The 18864-nt window shown below is 65.6% G+C and carries 18 protein-coding genes; 14 read left to right on the top strand and 4 right to left on the bottom strand.

Annotated elements, in window-relative coordinates; translation table 11 throughout:
* Positions 1-27: 27 nt before the first annotated feature.
* Positions 28-1071 (bottom strand): AraC family transcriptional regulator, encoded by a 1044-nt coding sequence (locus SOM61_RS03790; RefSeq protein ID WP_320472855.1) that lies wholly within the window; start codon positions 1069-1071, stop codon positions 28-30.
* Positions 1072-1238: 167 nt separating this feature from the next.
* Here SOM61_RS03790 and SOM61_RS03795 point away from each other — a divergent pair, with 167 nt between their 5' ends.
* Positions 1239-2207, top strand: a complete 969-nt coding sequence (locus SOM61_RS03795; RefSeq protein WP_320472856.1) for an IS1595 family transposase — start codon at positions 1239-1241, stop codon at positions 2205-2207.
* A 12-nt stretch (positions 2208-2219) separates the two neighbouring features.
* On the opposite strand, the gene SOM61_RS03800 is transcribed toward SOM61_RS03795, so the two are convergent.
* The 3 genes from SOM61_RS03800 to SOM61_RS03810 all read right to left on the bottom strand — a co-directional run bounded on the left by SOM61_RS03800 (position 2220) and on the right by SOM61_RS03810 (position 3889).
* Positions 2220-2477: a hypothetical protein gene (locus tag SOM61_RS03800; RefSeq protein WP_320472857.1), complete on the bottom strand. Its 258-nt coding sequence runs from the start codon at positions 2475-2477 to the stop codon at positions 2220-2222.
* 286 nt (positions 2478-2763) lie between these two features.
* Complete coding sequence (locus tag SOM61_RS03805; RefSeq protein WP_313167771.1) at positions 2764-3129, bottom strand: response regulator transcription factor; 366 nt, start codon at positions 3127-3129, stop codon at positions 2764-2766.
* A gap of 133 nt (positions 3130-3262) precedes the next feature.
* On the bottom strand, positions 3263-3889 hold the full coding sequence (locus tag SOM61_RS03810) for a response regulator (RefSeq protein WP_320472858.1): 627 nt from the start codon (positions 3887-3889) through the stop codon (positions 3263-3265).
* A gap of 180 nt (positions 3890-4069) precedes the next feature.
* Between SOM61_RS03810 and SOM61_RS03815 the strand changes: the two genes are divergently transcribed.
* The 13 genes from SOM61_RS03815 (at position 4070) to SOM61_RS03875 (ending at position 18860) form a co-directional block, all read left to right on the top strand.
* On the top strand, positions 4070-4666 hold the full coding sequence (locus tag SOM61_RS03815) for a hypothetical protein (protein WP_320472859.1): 597 nt from the start codon (positions 4070-4072) through the stop codon (positions 4664-4666).
* 396 nt (positions 4667-5062) lie between these two features.
* The gene (gene mraZ / locus SOM61_RS03820) at positions 5063-5491 is read left to right on the top strand and encodes a division/cell wall cluster transcriptional repressor MraZ (RefSeq protein WP_040776953.1); all 429 of its coding nucleotides are present in this window, start codon (positions 5063-5065) and stop codon (positions 5489-5491) included.
* On the top strand, positions 5478-6458 hold the full coding sequence (gene rsmH, locus SOM61_RS03825; RefSeq protein WP_320473069.1) for a 16S rRNA (cytosine(1402)-N(4))-methyltransferase RsmH: 981 nt from the start codon (positions 5478-5480) through the stop codon (positions 6456-6458). The genes mraZ and rsmH overlap by 14 nt, the downstream gene beginning before the upstream one ends.
* A complete protein-coding gene (ftsL, locus tag SOM61_RS03830; protein WP_320472860.1) occupies positions 6455-6727 on the top strand; it encodes a cell division protein FtsL in 273 nt (90 codons plus the stop codon). Before rsmH ends, ftsL begins: the two co-directional genes overlap by 4 nt.
* A complete protein-coding gene (locus SOM61_RS03835; RefSeq protein WP_320472861.1) occupies positions 6724-8502 on the top strand; it encodes a peptidoglycan D,D-transpeptidase FtsI family protein in 1779 nt (592 codons plus the stop codon). Before ftsL ends, SOM61_RS03835 begins: the two co-directional genes overlap by 4 nt.
* Complete coding sequence (locus SOM61_RS03840; RefSeq protein ID WP_320472862.1) at positions 8502-10031, top strand: UDP-N-acetylmuramoyl-L-alanyl-D-glutamate--2,6-diaminopimelate ligase; 1530 nt, start codon at positions 8502-8504, stop codon at positions 10029-10031. The genes SOM61_RS03835 and SOM61_RS03840 overlap by 1 nt, the downstream gene beginning before the upstream one ends.
* On the top strand, positions 10031-11488 hold the full coding sequence (locus SOM61_RS03845) for a UDP-N-acetylmuramoyl-tripeptide--D-alanyl-D-alanine ligase (RefSeq protein WP_320472863.1): 1458 nt from the start codon (positions 10031-10033) through the stop codon (positions 11486-11488). The genes SOM61_RS03840 and SOM61_RS03845 overlap by 1 nt, the downstream gene beginning before the upstream one ends.
* A gap of 1 nt (position 11489) precedes the next feature.
* The gene (gene mraY, locus SOM61_RS03850; protein ID WP_320472864.1) at positions 11490-12659 is read left to right on the top strand and encodes a phospho-N-acetylmuramoyl-pentapeptide-transferase; all 1170 of its coding nucleotides are present in this window, start codon (positions 11490-11492) and stop codon (positions 12657-12659) included.
* A 1-nt stretch (position 12660) separates the two neighbouring features.
* Positions 12661-14193 carry a UDP-N-acetylmuramoyl-L-alanine--D-glutamate ligase gene (gene murD, locus SOM61_RS03855; protein ID WP_320472865.1) on the top strand — a complete coding sequence of 511 codons (1533 nt, stop codon included), beginning with the start codon at positions 12661-12663 and terminating at the stop codon, positions 14191-14193.
* Positions 14193-15410, top strand: a complete 1218-nt coding sequence (ftsW, locus tag SOM61_RS03860; protein WP_320472866.1) for a putative lipid II flippase FtsW — start codon at positions 14193-14195, stop codon at positions 15408-15410. The genes murD and ftsW overlap by 1 nt, the downstream gene beginning before the upstream one ends.
* Positions 15407-16495 (top strand): undecaprenyldiphospho-muramoylpentapeptide beta-N-acetylglucosaminyltransferase, encoded by a 1089-nt coding sequence (gene murG / locus SOM61_RS03865; protein WP_320472867.1) that lies wholly within the window; start codon positions 15407-15409, stop codon positions 16493-16495. The genes ftsW and murG overlap by 4 nt, the downstream gene beginning before the upstream one ends.
* Positions 16496-17884 carry a UDP-N-acetylmuramate--L-alanine ligase gene (gene murC / locus SOM61_RS03870; RefSeq protein ID WP_320472868.1) on the top strand — a complete coding sequence of 463 codons (1389 nt, stop codon included), beginning with the start codon at positions 16496-16498 and terminating at the stop codon, positions 17882-17884. It begins immediately after the preceding gene.
* Positions 17871-18860, top strand: a complete 990-nt coding sequence (locus SOM61_RS03875) for a D-alanine--D-alanine ligase (RefSeq protein WP_320472869.1) — start codon at positions 17871-17873, stop codon at positions 18858-18860. Before murC ends, SOM61_RS03875 begins: the two co-directional genes overlap by 14 nt.
* The last annotated feature ends 4 nt before the right edge of the window (positions 18861-18864 follow it).

An 18864-nucleotide genomic window follows, 5' to 3' on the forward strand; every position in this document is an offset into this window, starting at 1 on the left:
GATCTCTCTATTAAAGCGTTGGGTCCGTCATTTTAGCGGCGAATGAAAAACACGTTTGGACACACCCGTCCTTGTTTTCTGCTCGATCGTCCGAATCGGCCCGATCGGCGACGTCTTGACGTGGACGTGGCGGCCGCGCCGGAAGGTGCCCGGATGCTCGCCCATCACTTTATGGAAGGCGCGCGAGAACGCCGCGTACGAGTTGTAGCCGACGTGGCCGGCGGTGCGCTCGACCGTCTCGCCGCCATGCAGGCGCTGGGCCGCGATCTTCATGCGCAGCAGCAACAGGAACTGCGCCGGCGCCTGGCCGCTGGCCTCGCTGAAGTGCTTATAGAAGCTCGAGCGCGACATATGGGCCGCGCGCGCCATGTTCTCGGTCGACCAGTCCTGGCCGGGCTCCTGCATCATGCGGTCGAGCAGGGGCGAGAACTCGGGGCGGCTGGCCACGGCCAGCAGGCCGGTGGCGATGTCTTGCTGGCGCGCCACGTGGCGGATGACATAGAAGAACATCAGCTCGGCCAAGCGCGCCACCAGCGGCGACGGTGCGTCGGGATCGCGCGCCGGTTCCAGCAGGATCAGTTCGAACAGCGCGTTCAGGGCCTGCAGCGACGGGTCGTCGGCGCGCAGCACCAGGCTGTCCGGAAAGGAGTCGGCGATCAGCGTGCTGAGCGCGCTGCGAAAGTGGAAGAAGCCGCAGGCCAGGGCGGTGGCGTCGGGCGCGGCCTGGCCGAGCGGCTGCATCGGCAGGCCGGGAAGGGCGCTGGCCGGATCGGCGGTTGAGTCAGACTTCGGGCTGAGGAAGTGTGGCGTATCGCGCAGCATGAACACGCCGTCGCGCGCGCGCAAGTGGACCGGTGCGCGGCCCTCGGCGTGCAGGTAGCACTCGCCATGCAGCACCAGGTGGAAGCTGCCCAGGCCGCGGCCGGCGGTGGACGCCTGCCAGCGGCCGCAATACTGGCCGAGGTGGAATACCGTCGCTTCCAGCTGCACGCTGTCGATCAGCCAGTGCACCAGGCGGTCGGCATTGTCCGCGCTTGCATGGGTGTCGAGGGTAGGGGCGGAATGATTCACTCAGCCATTATCGACGGCGCTTGTCCAGCGGCCTACGAAGAAAAGCTGATATGCAAATAAGAAAAACGTCTTAGAAGTAGGCGCTGTACCCGTTAGATATGGATGAGGATTGAACTGCTGAGCTGACCCGCGGTCCAATCCCGGTCACCATCGATCGGGAGCGCGCCATGAAAGCGCCGAAGTTTGAGAAGCTGTTCGCCCAGCTAGCGCTGCTGAACCAGCCGCAGCGTCAACAGGTGCTGGCCGCCCTGCATCCGGCAGCCGGGCTCGACCGGGTGGTCGCCCTCATCGGCGAGATCCGGTCGAAGGGGCGCTCCTGCCCGGATTGCGGCTGTGAGCGTTGCCATCGGCACGGTCATGCCAACGACCTGCAACGTTTTCGCTGCTGCGCGTGCGGCCGCACTTTCAACGACCTGACCGGCACGCCGCTGGCGCGGCTCAGGCACAAGGGCAAGTGGCTCGATTATCTGGACACGATCCTCGATTCGCGCACGGTCCGCTCTGCGGCCAAGCGGGTCGGCGTGCACCCGAACACCACGTTTCGCTGGCGCCACCGCTTTCTCGACCGGGTCAAGGACGACCGGCCCGAGCGCCTGGTCGGCATCGTCGAGGCCGACGAAACATTCCTGCTCGAATCGCAGAAGGGGTCACGCAAGCTCGATCGCCAGCCGCGCAAGCGTGGCGGCAGGGCGTCCCTGCGCGGGATTTCGCATCACCTCGACTGCATCCTGGTGGCACGCGACCGCAGCGGACAAACCATCGACGCCGTGACCGGACGCGGCGCCTTGAAGGCGGCCCAGCTGGTCAAGCACTTGCTGCCGAAGCTCGATCCCCAGGCGCTGCTGGTCACCGATGCCAACGCCGCCTATCCCGCCTTTGCCCGTGCCCATGGCATCGCCCACCAGGCTGTCAATCTCAGCGCCGGCGAACGCGTCCGCAACGGTGTCGAAGGCGCGATCCATGTTCAAAATGTGAATGCGTATCACCGGCGCTTCAAGGAATGGCTGGCGCGTTTCCATGGCGTAGCGTCGCGCCGGCTGCCCAACTACCTGGGCTGGCATTGGGCGCTTGATGGCGGGAGAGTCACTTCTGTCGAGCAATTGCTGCGGATTGCACTCGGGGTCATCAACAGGTAACGATGACAGCGCCTAGAAGTAGACGGTGACGCGGCGTGCGTTCAGGTCGGCGCTGCGCTGGCTTGGCGCGGCGCTGGAATCGAGCAGATAGGGCGTGGTCGGGCTGGCGCAGGCGACGTCCACCGAGCGGGCCACGCTGACCGAGCAGGTGGCGAGGATCTCGAAGCGCGCTTCGAAGCTCGCCGATACCACGCGCGCGTCCGCCACGGCCGGCAGGGCCAGGGTGACGGCGGCCAGGCTGGCCGCAAGGAGACGGGATGCGCGCAACATGATGGTGGAAGCCGAGAATTGCCGGGTAAATAGTCGATGAACCCATCATAACGGCTTTGTCGGCGGCTTGCGCGCGGTCGCACCGGCACCGGTGCGACTGATATCAATTGTGTATTTTTGCTTTTGCGGGATTGTTCAACAGCTGACGGACGCCGCAAGATGCCGGCGGCGCGAATGCACGCGTTTGCGTTATCGTGTTATTACAAAAGCGTTCGGATTTGCGGAATTGGGGGCAAAATTAGAGAAGTGTCTCTAAATGAAATATTTGTTTCTCAATGACAACGTTTTAGCCCAACAGACCGTGTACAGCGTCGAGCAATTCCAGCGGACTGAACGGTTTGACCACATACAGGTCGGCCCCGGCCGCCATGCCGGCCGCGATATCGCTTTGCTGGCCGCAGGCCGACAGCAGGATGACTTTGGTTGCTGCATGGCGCGGATCGCGCCGCAATTCGGCGCACACGTCGAGGCCGCTTGCGCCGGGGCCGAGCCAGATGTCGAGCACGACCAGGTCGGGGTGCTCGTCGGCAAGCCGGGCCAGGGCCTGCTCGGCATTGGACGCTTCGACGATGCGTCCGAGGGATTGCAGGGTGAGCGAGATCAGCAGGCGCAGTTCGTCCTGGTCGTCGACGACGAGGATCGTCCTGCTCATGCTCTCGTTCGCGCCTCGACGGGCGGATGGGTTGTTGCTTGCGGTGACGGGAATGCGGACATGACAGCCCCTTGATAAGCCGGACGCGCGTTGCGCCGGTAGGTCAGCATAGCAGTTTACGCGCGCACCAGGCTTACGCGCGCACCAGGCCGTTCTCGACGGCGCTGCGCAGTTCGCCGAACGGTACCGGCTTGGGGAAGACCGGGATGTCGGCGGGCAGGCCCATGGCCTTGATCGTCGCACGGTCCAGGCCGCTGACGACGATCATATTCATGCCGGCCGTGCCGCTGTCTTCGCGCAGGGTGCGGATCATGCGGAAGCCGTCCATGCCCGGCATGTTCAGGTCGCTCACCAGCAGGTCGGGGCGCTGCTCGCCGATGCGGATCAGGGCTTCGAAGCCGTTGTTCGCCTTGACCACCTCGAAGTCCAGCCCCCAGCCCGCCATCTCGAGTTCATACAGGCGCAGCATCAGGGGATCGTCGTCGACCACCAGCACCCGCGGCTTGCCCGGCGCCGGCGCGCTGGCTGACGCCGGAGGGGCGCCGATGGCGATGCGCCGGCCATCGACCAGGCGGTTCACCGACTCCACCGTGATGCGACGATGGCCGCCGGCGGTGCGCCAGGCTTGCAGCGTGCCGTTCTCCACCCACAGCTGCACCGTGCGGTGCGAGACGCCCAGGGTGGCCGCGGCCTCCTTGGTCGAGCAATAGTCTGCGGCATTGTAGGTCGTTGCCGGCTGCAGGTCGGTTGGGGTGTTCATATTTTCCGATCTTACGTTTTTAGTTTCCCAAAGTCAAAATAGTTAACTGTGGGTAGTGCGTAGTCCGCCACACTTGTAAGCATCTGCATGCCGAGGGGCCGCGCAACGGTGGCTCATCCGGGCAGGGCTTCTGCTAAGGTGGCGCTGACGCCGACCGGCGGCGTCCATGATGGAGAAACGATGCGATTCGACGTGCCCGCGCCCGGCCTTGCCCCCTATCTGGCGCTGGCCGGCATCACCCTGCTGGCGGCCTGCCTGCCGTTGCTGCTGCTGTGCGGAAAGCCGCTAGCCGCCAGGCTGCGCAGCGCGGTATGCGCGGCGGCGCTGGTGTTGCCTTTCACGGCGGGGCTGGGCTGGAGCATATCGCACAACACCCTCGAGCTGCGCGACGGTCAGATCCTGGTGCGTGGGAGCTACTTCTATGAATATGCACGTGACATTGGCGAATTCGACCTGGCGCGCGCCCGCCATGGCGACCGCGCGGCCCTGGCGCCGGACGGGCTAGGGGCGCGCAGGAACGGCATCAGCCTGGCTGGTTACGCCGCCGGCCGCTTCGGCGGGCGCAGCGGCGACCTTATCGGCGCTAGCGCCGGCGACAGCGTGGGCTTCGATAACCGGGAGTCGCTGTTCGTCACCGTGACCGAGGGCGAGCACATGGTCTACCTGCCGGCGCGCCATGGCCAGTCGCTGCTGGTCAGCGTCGAAGAAGGAGATGCGCTGCTGCAGGCCCTGTACCGGGCTGCCCCGGCCGGCGCCGCGCGCGTCCGCATGAACTGAAAACGCTGTATTTATCCATGTGCTGGATGCCCATACAGTAGTCTGGTCATTTCAACAGTTGTTTCTTTACGTCAATATTTTTCTTCTTATTGACGTTGCTCAAACGTAAACATCGTCTGTACAACTCAGGCCTTTCATTCACTCCTACGGCTAAGTCCCTAATTTAAAGGAACATTTTGTTGAGCCGAGTGTCGCGCACCCGCGCCTAAGTCCTTGGTTTCATTGGAAAAAGTCGAATTCGTCAATCGTGAATTCGCTTGACCGTCAACATTGCTTCCACTAAAGTGGGAAACGGTGTGAAAAAGTGTCGATTTGTGGGAGGGTTGTGGGGTAACTCCTTCGGCTCCCGGCGTCCGGCAAACAACGGCAAACAACTCTCCAAAGCTAGGTAAATACGTGTTCCAGGGCGCGTCCGCGATCAATCTCGATGCAAAAGGCCGAATGTCGATTCCGGCCAAGCACCGTGACGCCCTTACGCTTCAGTGCGAGGGCCGCATGACCTTGACCAAACACCCCCATGGCTGCCTCCTCTTCTTCCCACGCCCGGTATGGGAAGAGCACCGTAAACAGATCGCTGCCTGGCCCATGTCGGCCCGTGCGTGGCAGCGCATTTTCCTCGGCAACGCCGTCGATGTCGAGCTCGACAGCGCCGGCCGTGTGCTGATCTCGCCCGAACTGCGTGCCGCGGTCGGGCTCGAGAAGGAAGTGATGATGCTCGGCATGGGTACCCACTTCGAAATCTGGAATGCCGCCAAGCTGGCCGAGGACGAGGCCGAGGCCGTCGCCGGTGGCATGCCCGATGTCCTTTCCAATTTCTCTTTCTGAGGCGCCGATGACGGATTCCTTGACGGTGCCTGTGTACCAGCATCGAACGGTGCTGCTTGACGAAGCGGTCGATGCGCTCAACCTCGTGGGCGCACGCGCTGACGGCATCTATATAGATGGCACTTTCGGACGGGGCGGCCACAGCCGCCTGTTGTTGTCGCGCCTGGGCCCGCAAGGGCGCCTGATCGCGTTCGACAAAGACCCGCAAGCGATTGCCACTGCAGAACAAATTGACGATCCGCGCTTCACGATCGTCCACGACAGCTTTGCAACGATGCACGACGCGCTGGCCGCGCGCGGCATCCCCCGGGTCGACGGCATCCTGCTCGACCTGGGTATCTCGTCGCCCCAGGTGGACGACGCCAGCCGCGGCTTCAGCTTCCGCAACGATGGCCCGCTCGACATGCGCATGGATACCACGCGCGGCATGTCGGCTGCCGAGTGGATTGCGACCGCGGAGCAACCTCAATTGGAAAAGGTGATACGCGATTATGGAGAAGAGCGGTATGCTTTTCAGATTGCAAAGGCGATTGTTGCTCGCCGCGCAGTCGAACCAATTTCAAGCACACGACAGTTTGCCGCAATCGTGGCAAGCGCGGTCAAGGGCTGGGAAAAAGGCAAGGATCCGGCAACCAGGACCTTTCAGGCTGTCCGGATTTTCATCAATAAAGAGCTTGAGGACCTCGAGGCAGGGCTGATCGCGGCCTATGGCATGCTGGCGCCGGGCGCGCGCATGTCCGTGATTTCCTTCCACTCGCTGGAAGACCGCATGGTCAAGCAATTCCTCGCCTCCAAGGCCAAGGTGGAGCAACCCGACCGCCGCCTGCCAATCCGTGCCGTCGACCTGCCGCAGCCCGAGATGAAGCTGATCGACAAGATCAAGCCGTCCGCGACCGAAGTGTCGGAAAACCCGCGCGCCCGCTCGGCGGTGCTGCGCGTGGCCGAACGCCTGGGGACGCCTGCATGAGCGTCAAGCTGAACGTGCTCCTGACCACCTTGCTGGTGGGATGCGCGCTATCGGTCGTCAATGCCCGCTACCAGGCGCGCCACCTGCTCATCGAGCTCGAGCGCCTGCAGCAGCACGCGCGCCAGCTCGACGTCGACTGGGACCAGCTCCAGCTCGACCAGTCGCGCCTGGCCAAGAACGAGCGCATCGAGCAGATCGCCCGTTCCCAGCTCGAGATGGCGCCATTGAGCCCGGCCCGGACCCAATACCTGACGGAGGGCGCCCCATGATGCGTGGCGGCGCCAAGAGCAGCAATGCGCGGGTGGCCGCGTCGAAAGGCGTGGCTTTCTCGAAAAGCCCGGTGCTGGCGGTGCGCCTGCCCGACTGGCGTTCGCGCCTGGTGCTGTTCGTCCTGTTCGCGGCCTTCGCCGCGCTGGCCGTGCGCGCAGTCTGGCTGCAGGGCGTATCGAACCAGTTCCTGCAAAAGCAGGGCAAGAGCCGCTACGAGCGCACGCTCGAGCTGCCGGCTACGCGCGGCCGCATCCTCGACCGCAACGGCGCCGTGCTGGCCACCTCGCTGCCGGTGCGCGCGATCTGGGGCATTCCCGAAGACGTGCTGCAGGCGCCGCCGGAAAAGCTGCGCGCGCTGGCCGGCTTGCTCGAGATGCCGGAAACCGAGCTGCGCAAGAAGCTCGATTCCGACCGCAGCTTCGTCTATCTGAAGCGCCAGGTCGAGATGCCGATCGTCGACCAGATCCTGGCGCTCAAGATCGACGGCATCGACACGCGCAAGGAATACAAGCGCTTCTATCCGCAGGGCGAAGTGGTGACCCACCTGGTGGGCTTCACCAACGTCGAGGACAAGGGCCAGGACGGGATGGAGCTGCAGCACCAGAAGACCCTGATGGGCGTGGCCGGCAGCCGCCGCGTGATCAAGGACCGCCTCGGCCACATCGCCGAAGACCTGGGCATGTTCCGCGAGCCGCACCAGGGCCGCGACCTGACCCTGTCGGTCGACAGCAAGCTGCAGTACATCGCCTTCACCAGCATCAAGAACGCGGTCGAGAAGTTCAATGCCAAGGCCGGCGCCGCCGTCGTGCTCGACGTGCAGACGGGCGAGGTGCTGGCCCTGGCCAACTACCCGACCTATAACCCGAACGACCGCTCCAAGCTGACCGGCGAGCAGCTGCGCAACCGCGTCATCACCGACACCTTCGAGCCGGGTTCGACGATCAAGCCGCTCACCGTGGCCCTGGGCCTGGAGACCGGCCGCGTCACGCCCGACACCGTGTTCGACAACAATCCGGGCTATATGATGGTGACCGGCCGCCGCATCCGCGATTTCCACAACTATGGCGTGCAGACCGTCAGCGGCATCATCCAGAAATCGTCGAACCTCGGCGTGGTCAAGATCGCCCAGATGATCCCGCAGCAGGAAATGTGGGAGCTGTACACCAAGGTCGGCTACGGCCAGGCGCCGCGCTTCGGCTTCCCCGGCGCCGCCGCCGGCCGCGTGCGTCCCTATAAAACCTGGAAGCCGGTGGAATACGCCAATATGGCCTTCGGCCACGGCCTGTCGGTGTCGCTGCTGCAGATGGCGCGCTCCTATATGATCTTCGCCCGCAACGGCGACATCATCCCGCTGTCCTTCGTGAAGGTGGACGAACAGCCGGTGGGCCAGCAGGTGATCTCGGCCAAGACCGCGGCCCAGGTGCGCACCATGCTCGAATCGGTGGTGGGCCCGGGCGGCACCGCCTCGCGCGCCCAGGTCGCCGGCTACCGCGTCGGCGGCAAGACCGGCACCGCCGAGAAGATCGTCAACGGCCGCTACTCGCGCACCAACAATATCGGTTACTTCGCAGGCATCGCGCCGATGTCCAAGCCGCGCTTCATCATCGCGGTGATGGTCGACGATCCGAGCGGCGCCCTGCGCACCGGCGGCTACGTCGCCGCGCCGACCGCGGCCGACCTGTTCTCCAATGCGCTGCGGGCCGCCAACGTGCCGCCCGATTCATCGATCACGGACATCATCATTCCGGAAGTTCCTCTAGAGGAGAGCATGTGATGGCCCCGAGCCTGCATGACATCATCGAATGGATTCGCGCCGCCGCCCCAGGCGGCCGTCTCGTTTCCGACTCGCGCCGCGTCAAGCCCGGCGACGTGTTTTTCGCCTACCCGGGCGAGGCCGCTGACGGTCGTCGCTACATCGAAGCCGCCATCGAAGCCGGCGCCGCCGCCGTGGTGCACGAAGCCGATGGTTTCACCTGGGACGCCGCATTCAGCGTGCCGCACCTGGCCGTGAGCGAGCTGAAACAGAACGCCGGCCCGATCGCGCACGCGGTGCTGGAGTATCCGGACCGCGCCATGTTCACCGTGGCCGTCACCGGCACCAATGGCAAGACCTCGTGCGCGCTGTGGACCGCGCAAACCCTGGCGCGCCTGGGCGAAGCGGCCGCCGTGATCGGCACGCTGGGCGTGGGACTCATCAAGGGCAAGACTTCAAGCGAGCCGCAGTTCGACATCACCGGCTACACCACGCCGGACGCGGTGCTGCTGGCCCAGAAGCTGGCCGACCTGAAAAAGGCGGGCGCCGGCGCGCTCGCCATCGAAGCCTCGTCGATCGGCCTGGTGCAGGAACGCACGGCCGGCATGCACGTCGACGTCGCGATCTTCACCAACCTGACGCGCGACCACCTCGACTTCCACGGCGACATGGAAAGCTACGAGGCGGCCAAGATCAAGCTGTTCGAATGGGATGGCCTGAAACACGCGGTGGTCAACCTCGACGATCCGGCCGGGCAGCGCCTGGTGGCGCACTTGCGCACCAGCTTCCCGTCGCTGGCGGTCACCGGCTACACCATCGCCGCCGCCGAGGCGCCCGATGGCGTAGTCGTGCTGCGCGCCGGCGGCATGCGCAGCAAGAACGCCGGTACCGAGTTCCAGGTCGAGACCCCGCAAGGCAACGCGACCGTGCGCACCCAGCTGGTGGGCAACTACAACGTCAGCAATACGCTGGCGGTGCTGGGCGCGCTGCTGGCCAAGGGCGTGGCTCTCAAGGCCGCAGTCGATGCGATCGAGACCCTGGTCCCGGCGCCGGGCCGCATGCAGCAGATGGGCGGCTCGGATGCGCCGATGGTCGTGATCGACTACGCGCACACGCCGGACGCGCTGGAAAAAACCCTCGACGCCCTGCGCCAGGTCGCGACGGATCGCGGCGGCCAGCTGTGGTGCGTGTTCGGCTGCGGCGGCGACCGCGATCCGGGCAAGCGCCCGCAGATGGGCCGCATTGCGCAAAGCGCCGACCAGGTGCTGGTCACGAGCGACAATCCGCGCAGCGAGGAGCCAAGCAGCATCATCGCCCAGATCGTGGCGGGAATGGACACCTCGCAGGCCGCGCGCGTGCAGACGGTCGAAGACCGCGCGGCCGCCATCCTGCTGGCGGTGAAGCAGGCCGCCAAGCAGGACGTGATCCTGCTGGCAGGGAAGGGCCATGAGCCCTATCAGGAAATCAAGGGTCGCAAGATGCCGTTCTCGGATACGGACCACGCCTCGCTGGCATTGACGGCGCGGCTTACCATGTTGAGGACGCATTGATGCGCGGATCGTTGCAACAGTTGGTCGAGGCGATTCCGGGCGCGCGCCTGGTCGGGCTTGACGCGTCCTTCGAGGGCGTGTCGACCGACAGCCGCAAGGTCGATGCCGGCGCGCTGTTCGTCGCCCTGGTCGGCGAGACCTTCGATGCCCATGACTTTCTGGACCAGGTTGTCGCACGCGATGTCGCCGCGGTCTTGGTGTCGCGCCTGCCGGAAGGCTGGACCTTGCCGGCGATCGTGGTGCCTGACACCCTGGTGGCGCTGGGCCGCATCGCCCACGCCTGGCGTGAGCAATTCCAGATCCCTGTCATCGGCGTCACCGGCAGCAATGGCAAGACGACCGTCAAGGAAATGATCGCGGCGATCCTGGCGGCCGCCGTCGGAGAAGACGCGCGGCTGGCGACCCAGGGCAACCTGAACAACGAGATCGGCGTGCCCTTGACCCTGTTCCGCCTGGATGCCTCGCACCGCGCGGCGGTGGTGGAGCTGGGCATGAACCATCCGGGCGAGATCGGCCGCCTGAGCGCGATCGCGACGCCGACCGTGGGCCTGGTGAACAACGCCCAGCGCGAGCATCAGGAATTCATGCATACCGTGGAAGCGGTGGCGCGCGAGAATGGTTCGGTGCTGCAGGCGCTGTCGAACGATGGCGTGGCCGTGTTCCCGGGCGACGATACTTATACGGACCTGTGGCGCGGCCTGGCCGCCTGCGAAGTCATCACCTTCGGCCTGTCTGACGCCTGCGATGTGCGCGCGACCTATACCAGTAATGGTTTCGGCAGCCAGCTGCAAGTAACAACGTCGTTCCCGCGCAGGCGGGAACCCAAGGTTGCTGGCGCAGCCGACGGCGCAGAAAACTTGGGTCCCCGCCTGCGCGGGGATGACGGTGGTGCTAATGGCTTCACCCTGATGCTGGCAGCCGCCGGCGAACACAATGTGCGCAATGCGCTGGCGGCGATCGCTTGCGCGCTCGGCGCCGGCATCGACGAGGAGGCGGTCGTGCGCGGCCTGGAGGCTTTCGCCCCGGTCGGCGGCCGCCTGCAACGCAAGACCGCTGCAAACGGCGCGACCGTCATCGACGACACCTATAACGCGAACCCCGACTCGATGCGGGCCGCGATCGACGTGCTGGCCGCCTATCCGGCGCCGCGCATCCTGGTCGTGGGCGATATGGGCGAAGTCGGCGCGCAAGGAAAAGAGTTTCACGAAGAAATCGGTGCTTACGCAGCTACGCGTGGCATCGACACCGTGCTCGCGACGGGCGAGCTGGCGCGCCACCTGGTCGCGTCGGGAGCGCGGCATTACGAGCAGTTCGACGAATTATTGGCAGCACTGGATGAAAAACTGGGCGGCAATACCAATTCGACTGTGCTGGTGAAGGGCTCGCGCTTCATGAAGATGGAGCGCGTAGTCCAGCACCTGACCGGATCAACCACCATTGGCAAGGGCGCCCACTAATATGCTTCTCTGGCTCGCACAATACTTCCAGGACTATATCGGTCCTCTGCGCGTGTTCAACTACATCACGTTCCGCGCGGTGTTCGCCACCATCACCGCCATCACGATCGGCCTGGTTGCAGGCCCCGTAGTCATCCGCAAGCTGACCGAACTGAAGGTCGGCCAGGCGGTGCGCACCTATGGTCCGCAAAGCCACCTGACCAAGCACGGCACCCCGACCATGGGCGGCGTGCTGGTGCTGATCGCGATTGGCGTCTCGACCCTGCTGTGGTGCGACCTGTCGAATCGCCTGATCTGGCCGGTGCTGGTGGTGACCTTCGGCTTTGGCGCGGTGGGCTGGGTCGACGACTACCGCAAGGTGGTCTATAAAGACCCGGAAGGCATGCGCTCGGGCGAGAAATACTTCTGGATGTCGCTGGTCGGCATCACGTCGGCGCTGTACCTGGCGTTCGCGCTGTCGGCCGCCTCGCCATGGGAAGCCATGGGGCTGTTCTACGCCTGGGTGCAGTCGGGCTTCTCGATGGACCTGCCACCCAAGGCCGACCTGATCGTCCCGTTCTTCAAGAGCATCAGCTACCCGCTGGGCGTGTGGGGCTTCATCGCATTGACGTATTGCGTGATCGTCGGCTCGTCCAACGCCGTCAACTTCACCGACGGCCTCGATGGCCTGGCCATCATGCCGACCGTGATGGTGGGCGGCGCGCTCGGCCTGTTCGCCTACCTGACCGGCAGCGTGACGTTCTCCAAATACCTGCTGATCCCGTACATCCCGGGCGCGGGCGAACTGTTGATCTTCTGCGGCGCGATGGCCGGCGCCGGCCTGGCCTTCCTGTGGTTTAACGCGCACCCGGCCCAGATGTTCATGGGCGACGTCGGCGCGCTGGCGCTGGGCGGCGCGCTCGGCACCATCGCCGTCATCGTGCGCCAGGAAATCGTGCTGTTCATCATGGGCGGCATCTTCGTGGCCGAAACCCTGTCGGTGATCATCCAGGTCAGCTATTTCAAGTACACGAAGAAGCGCTACGGCACCGGACGCCGCGTATTCCTGATGGCGCCACTGCACCACCATTTCGAACAAAAGGGCTGGAAGGAGACCAAGGTCGTGGTCCGCTTCTGGATCGTGACCATGGTGCTGATCCTGGTCGGCCTGTCGACGTTAAAACTGCGCTGAGATGAACTACGACGGCAAACACGCATTGGTACTGGGCCTGGGTGAATCCGGGCTGGCGATGGCGCAATGGCTGGCGCGGGCCGGCGCACGCGTGCGCGTGGCCGATACGCGCGCCGAGCCGGCACGCCTGCCGGCGCTGCGCGCCGCCGTGCCTGACGCCGAATTCGTCGCGGGAGACGCAGTTCAAGGCATATTCAATGCCGCGCTGCTCGATGGCGTCGACTTCGTTGCCGTCAGCCCGGGCCTGGCGCCCAATCGTGAGCTGGTCGACATCGTCCCAGCCGCCCAGGAACGCCGCATTCCGGTGTGGGGCGAGATCGAATTGTTCGCGCAGGCGCTCGCGCACCTGCGTGAAACGAGCGGCTACACGCCGAAAGTCATCGCGATCACCGGCACCAACGGCAAGACCACGGTGACCAGCCTGACCGGCCTGCTGTGCCGTCGCGCGGGCCTGACCACGCGCGTGGCAGGCAATATCAGCCCGGCCGCGCTGGACGTGCTGCGCGAAACCATCGATGCCAACGAGCTGCCGCAGGCCTGGGTGCTGGAACTGTCCAGCTTCCAGCTGCACACCACCTTCAGCCTGCAGGCCGACGCCGCCACGGTGCTGAACCTGAGCCAGGATCACCTGGACTGGCACGGCAGCATGGACGCCTATGCGGCGGACAAGGCGCGCATCTTCGGCGCCGACACCGTGCGCGTGCTGAACCGCGACGACGCGCGCGTGCTGCGCATGACGGCGGTCGACACGCCTTCCTTCACCTTCGGCACCGGCGAACCGGTGGAGGCCAGCAGCTTCGGCCTGCTGGAAGAACGCGGCGTGCTGTGGCTGGCCAATGCCGTGCCGGGCGAAGAGATCGAGAAGAAACGCAGGAAGGGCCGCACGGAGGCCCTTCCGGGTGAAGTACCCGAGCCGGTCGACGCCATCGTCAATCGCCTGATGCCGGCCGACGCGCTGAAAATCCGTGGCCTGCACAATGCGTCGAACGCGCTGGCCGCGCTGGCCCTGTGCCGCGCCTGCGGCCTGCCGCTGGCGCCGCTGCTGCATGGCCTGCGCGAGTACGCGGGCGAGCCGCACCGCGTGGAACTGGTCGCCACCATCGACGGGGTTGACTACTACGACGACAGCAAGGGCACCAATGTGGGCGCCACCGTGGCCGCCTTGACCGGCCTGGGCAAGGCCTTCACCGGTCTTGAGCAGCAGATCCTGCTGATCGCCGGCGGCGACGGCAAGGGCCAGGACTTTTCGCCGCTGGCGCATCCGGTTGCGGATCACGTGCGCGCCGTCCTGCTGATCGGCCGCGACGCGCCTGCGGTACGCGCGGCGATCGAGCCGACCGGCGTGCCGGCCTTCGACCTGGACGATTTGCCGCAGGCGGTGCGCCGCGCCGCGGGTCTCGCGCGCGCCGGCGACGCCGTGCTGCTGTCGCCGGCTTGCGCCAGCCTCGACATGTTCACCAATTACGCGCACCGCGCGCAGGTGTTCGTCGACACGGTGCGCGAGATCGCACTGGACAAGGGACAGGAGATCTGATGGCCTTCCAGCTTCCGTTCAAGTTCGCAGGTAGTGCTTCCGACGCCACGGTCGACGGCCGCAGCAAGCCGTCGAAGATGATGGACTACGACCAGCCGCTGGTCTGGGTCACCGTGCTGCTGATGCTGCTCGGGATGGTGATGGTGTATTCGGCCTCGATCGCGCTGCCCGACTCGCCCAAGTTCCGCTACCTGGAAGACCGCAACGAATACTTCCTGTACCGCCAGGCGATGTACATCATCGTGTCGATGGTGGCCGCCGCGGTGGTGTTCCGGATCCCGATCGCGGTGTGGCAGAAGTACGCGCCGATGCTGTTCATCGGCACCCTGGTGTTGCTGGTACTGGTCCTGATCCCGGGCCTGGGCGTATCGGTCAACGGCGCGCGCCGCTGGCTGTCGCTGAAAGTCATGAACCTGCAGCCGTCCGAGATCATGAAGATCGCGGTGGTGCTGTACGCGGCCGACTTCACGGTGAGGAAGCAAGAATACATGCACAAGCTCACCAAGGGCTTCTTGCCGATGATGGTCGCGATCGGCCTGGTCGGCGCCTTGCTGCTGCTCGAGCCCGACCTGGGCGCCTTCGGCGTGATCGTCTGCATCGCCATGGGCATCCTGTTCCTGGGCGGGATCAATATCGTCTGGTTCGGCGGCATCGGCGCGCTGCTGGTGGTGATCTTCAGCGCGATCATCGCGCTGTCGCCATTCCGCCGCGCGCGCATGTTCGCCTACCTCGATCCGTGGGAAGAGGGCAATGCGCTGGACAAGGCCTATCAGTTGACGCACTCGCTGATCGCCTTCGGACGCGGCGAATTCTTCGGCGTGGGCCTGGGCGCCTCGGTCGAGAAGCTGCACTACCTGCCGGAAGCGCACACCGACTTCATCATGGCCGTGATCGGCGAGGAGCTGGGCCTGGTCGGCGTACTGGTGGTGGTGGCCATGTTCTACTGGCTGGTCAAGCGCGCCTTCGACATCGGCCGCCAGGCGATCGCGCTGGACCAGACCTTCGCCGGCCTGGCCGCGAAGGGCATCGGCATCTGGATCGGCGTGCAGACCTTCATCAATATGGGCGTGAACCTGGGCCTATTGCCGACCAAGGGCCTGACCCTGCCGCTGATGAGCTTTGGCGGCTCGGGCGTCATGTTCAACTGCATCGGCCTGGCGATCCTGCTGCGGATCGATTACGAAAACCGGGTGCGCATGCGCGGAGGACGCACATGACGAAGAAACTGATGATCATGGCCGCGGGCACCGGCGGCCACATCTTCCCCGGCATCGCGATCGCGCAGACCATGCGCGCGCGCGGCTGGGAAGTGAGCTGGCTCGGTACCGCCCACGGCATGGAAGCCGAACTGGTGCCGAAGGCCGGCATCCCGATGGACACCATCGACTTCGCCGGCCTGCGTGGCAAGGGCCTGGCCCACACCGTCAAGGGCGCCTTCAAGATGGCGGCGAGCTTCCTCACCTGCCGCCGCTACCTGACACACCGTCGTCCCGACGTGGTGCTGGGCATGGGCGGCTACGTCACCGTCCCGGGCGGCATGATGGCGCGTTCGCGCGGCATCCCGCTGGCGCTGGTGAACGCCGATGCCGCGCTGCTGTTGTCGAACAAGACGCTGGCGCCGGTCGCGCAGCGTGTGCTGTTCGGCTTCCCGGCCGATTTCGGCAAGGCGGCCGGCAAGGCTGTCGTCACCGGCAATCCCGTGCGCCAGCAGATCCTCGACCTGCCGGCGCCCGCCGCACGCTTCGCCGGCCGCAGCGGCCCCTTGCGCGTGCTGGTCGTGGGCGGCAGCCTGGGGGCGAAAGTCCTCAACGACAGCGTGCCGGCGGCCCTGGCCCTGATCGACCCGGCCACCCGTCCGATCGTGACCCACCAGTCGGGCAAGAAGAATATCGATGCGCTGCGCGCGTCTTATTTACAGGCCGGTGTCAACGCAAACGTGGTCGACTTCATTGATGACATGGCCGCGGCCTACGCGAACGCCGACCTGGTGATCTGCCGTGCCGGCGCGATCACGGTGTCCGAGCTGACGGCAGCCGGCGTGGCCAGCGTGCTGGTGCCGTTCGTCGCCAGCACCACCAGCCACCAGCGCGACAACGCGCTGTGGATGGACAAGCAGGGCGCGGCTTGCTACCAGCCGCAGGGCGAACTCAATCCGCAGCGGCTGGCGAGCCTGCTGCAAGACACGACGCGCGAGCGTTGCCTGGCGATGGCGCAGGCGGCGCATGGCGTGGGCAAGCGGGACGCCAATGAGGCGATCGCGCAAGAACTCGAAACATTGGCAGAAGCGGGCAGGGCAAGTTAAATGAAACACAAGATCAAGAACATACACTTCGTGGGCATCGGCGGCAGCGGCATGAGCGGCATCGCCGAGGTGCTGCTCAATCTCGGCTACCAGGTGTCGGGCTCGGACCTGGGCAGCAATGCCGCCACCCAGCGCCTGGCCGGCCTGGGCGCGACCGTCCACCTCGGCCACCTGGCCGACAATGTGAGCGGCGCCGACGTCGTCGTGACCTCGACCGCCGTGAATGAAGCCAATCCCGAGGTGATCGCCGCGCGCGCCAACAAGACGCCCATCGTTCCACGCGCGATCATGCTGGGCGAGTTGATGCGCCTGAAGCGCGGCATCGCGATTGCCGGCACCCATGGCAAGACCACCACCACCAGCCTGGTGGCGTCGGTGCTGGCCGCCGGCGGACTGGACCCGACTTTCGTCATCGGCGGACGCCTGACGGCGGCCGGCGCCAACGCGGCCCTGGGCAGCGGCGAATACATCGTGGCCGAGGCCGACGAGTCGGATGCCTCGTTCCTGAACCTGTCGCCGATGATCGAAGTCATCACGAACATCGATGCCGACCACATGGAAACCTATGAACACGACTTCGAGAAACTGAAGGCCGCGTTCGTGAACTTTACGCACCGCATGCCGTTCTATGGCCGCGTGATGCTGTGCATCGACGACCAGCACGTGCGCTCGATCCTGCCGCAGGTGACCAAACCGGTCACCACCTATGGCTTCTGCGAGGAAGCCGAAGTGCGCGCGCTGGACGCCTATGCCGAAGGCACGCAGATGCATTTCACGGTGCGCCAGGAAGGCTATCCGGACACCAAGTTCGTGCTGAACCAGCCCGGCATGCACAATGTGCTCAACGCCTGCTCGGCGATCGCGATCGCGCGCGAGATCGGCATCGAGGACGCCGCCACCGCCCAGGGCCTGCTGGAGTTCCGCGGCGTCGGCCGCCGCTTCACCCGCTACGGTGAAGTGCCGCTGGCGGCCGGCGGCAGCTTCACCCTGGTCGACGATTTCGGCCACCACCCGGTCGAGACCGAGGTAACCCTGGCCGCGGCGCGCGCCGCCTACCCGGGCCGGCGCCTGGTGCTGGCCTTCCAGCCGCACCGGTTCAGCCGCACGCGCGACCTGTTCGAAGACTTCGTCAAAGTGCTGGCCACCCCCGACGTGCTGCTGCTGGCCGAGGTGTATCCGGCCGGCGAGGCGCCGATCGTGGCCGCCGACGGCCGCGCGCTGGCGCGCGCGCTGCGCACCGCCGGCAAGACGGAACCGATTTTCGTGGAGGCGATCGCCGATATGCCGGCCGCCATCCTCAATGTGGCGCGCGACGGCGACGTCGTGCTGACCATGGGCGCCGGCTCGATCAGCGGCGTGCCCAACCAACTGACCAATGCAAAAGGCTAACATCGTGACCACCACTCCTACCCTTGATGCAGCCGCTTTCGGCAAGGTCGGCGTGCTGTTCGGCGGACGCTCCGCCGAACGCGAGATCTCGCTCATTTCCGGCAACGGCGTGCTGCAGGCCCTGAAAAGCCGCGGCATCGACGCCCATGCCTTCGACCCGGGCAGGCAAAGCCTGGCCGACCTGGCCGCGCAACAGTTCGACCGCGTGTTCATCGCGCTGCACGGCCGCTACGGCGAAGACGGCAGCCTGCAGGGCGCCCTCGAACTGCTGGGTATTCCCTACACCGGCAGCGGCGTGATGGCGTCCAGCGTCGGCATGGACAAGATCACCACCAAGAAGATCTGGCTGCAAGAGAACGTGCCGACCCCGCGCTACGTGACCATCGATGCGGACACCGACCTGGACGCGGTAGTGGCCGATCTGGGCCTGCCGCTGATCGTCAAGCCGCCGCTCGAAGGCTCGAGTATCGGCATCACCAAGGTGACCCAGGCCGACCAGTTGAAGGAGGCGGTCACGCTGGTGACCAGCATGGACGAGGCGGTGCTGGCCGAGGAATTCGTCACCGGCCGTGAGTTCACCGTCGCCGTGCTGGGGCAGGGCGCCAGCGCCCGTGCGCTGCCGATCGTCGAGATCGTGGCCCCGGAAGGCAAGTACGACTACCAGAACAAGTACTTCACCGACGACACCGTGTATCACTGCCCGGCGCCGCTGCCAGAGGCGCTGACCCACGAGATCGGCCGCCATGCGGTGAACGCCTACCGCGCCCTGGGTTGCGAGGGCTGGGGCCGGGTCGACGTGCTGGTGCGCGAGAGCGATATGCGTCCCTTCCTGCTCGAGGTGAACACCTCGCCCGGCATGACGACCCACTCGCTGGTGCCGATGGCGGCGCGCGCGGTCGGCATTGCGTATGAAGACCTGTGCGTCGAGATCCTGCGTTCGGCGCGGCTCAAGATGGGCCAGAAGGCTAAAGGATAAATCC

This window comes from Massilia sp. CFBP9012, assembly GCF_034045115.1.
Classification (GTDB): Bacteria; Pseudomonadota; Gammaproteobacteria; order Burkholderiales; family Burkholderiaceae_D; genus Telluria.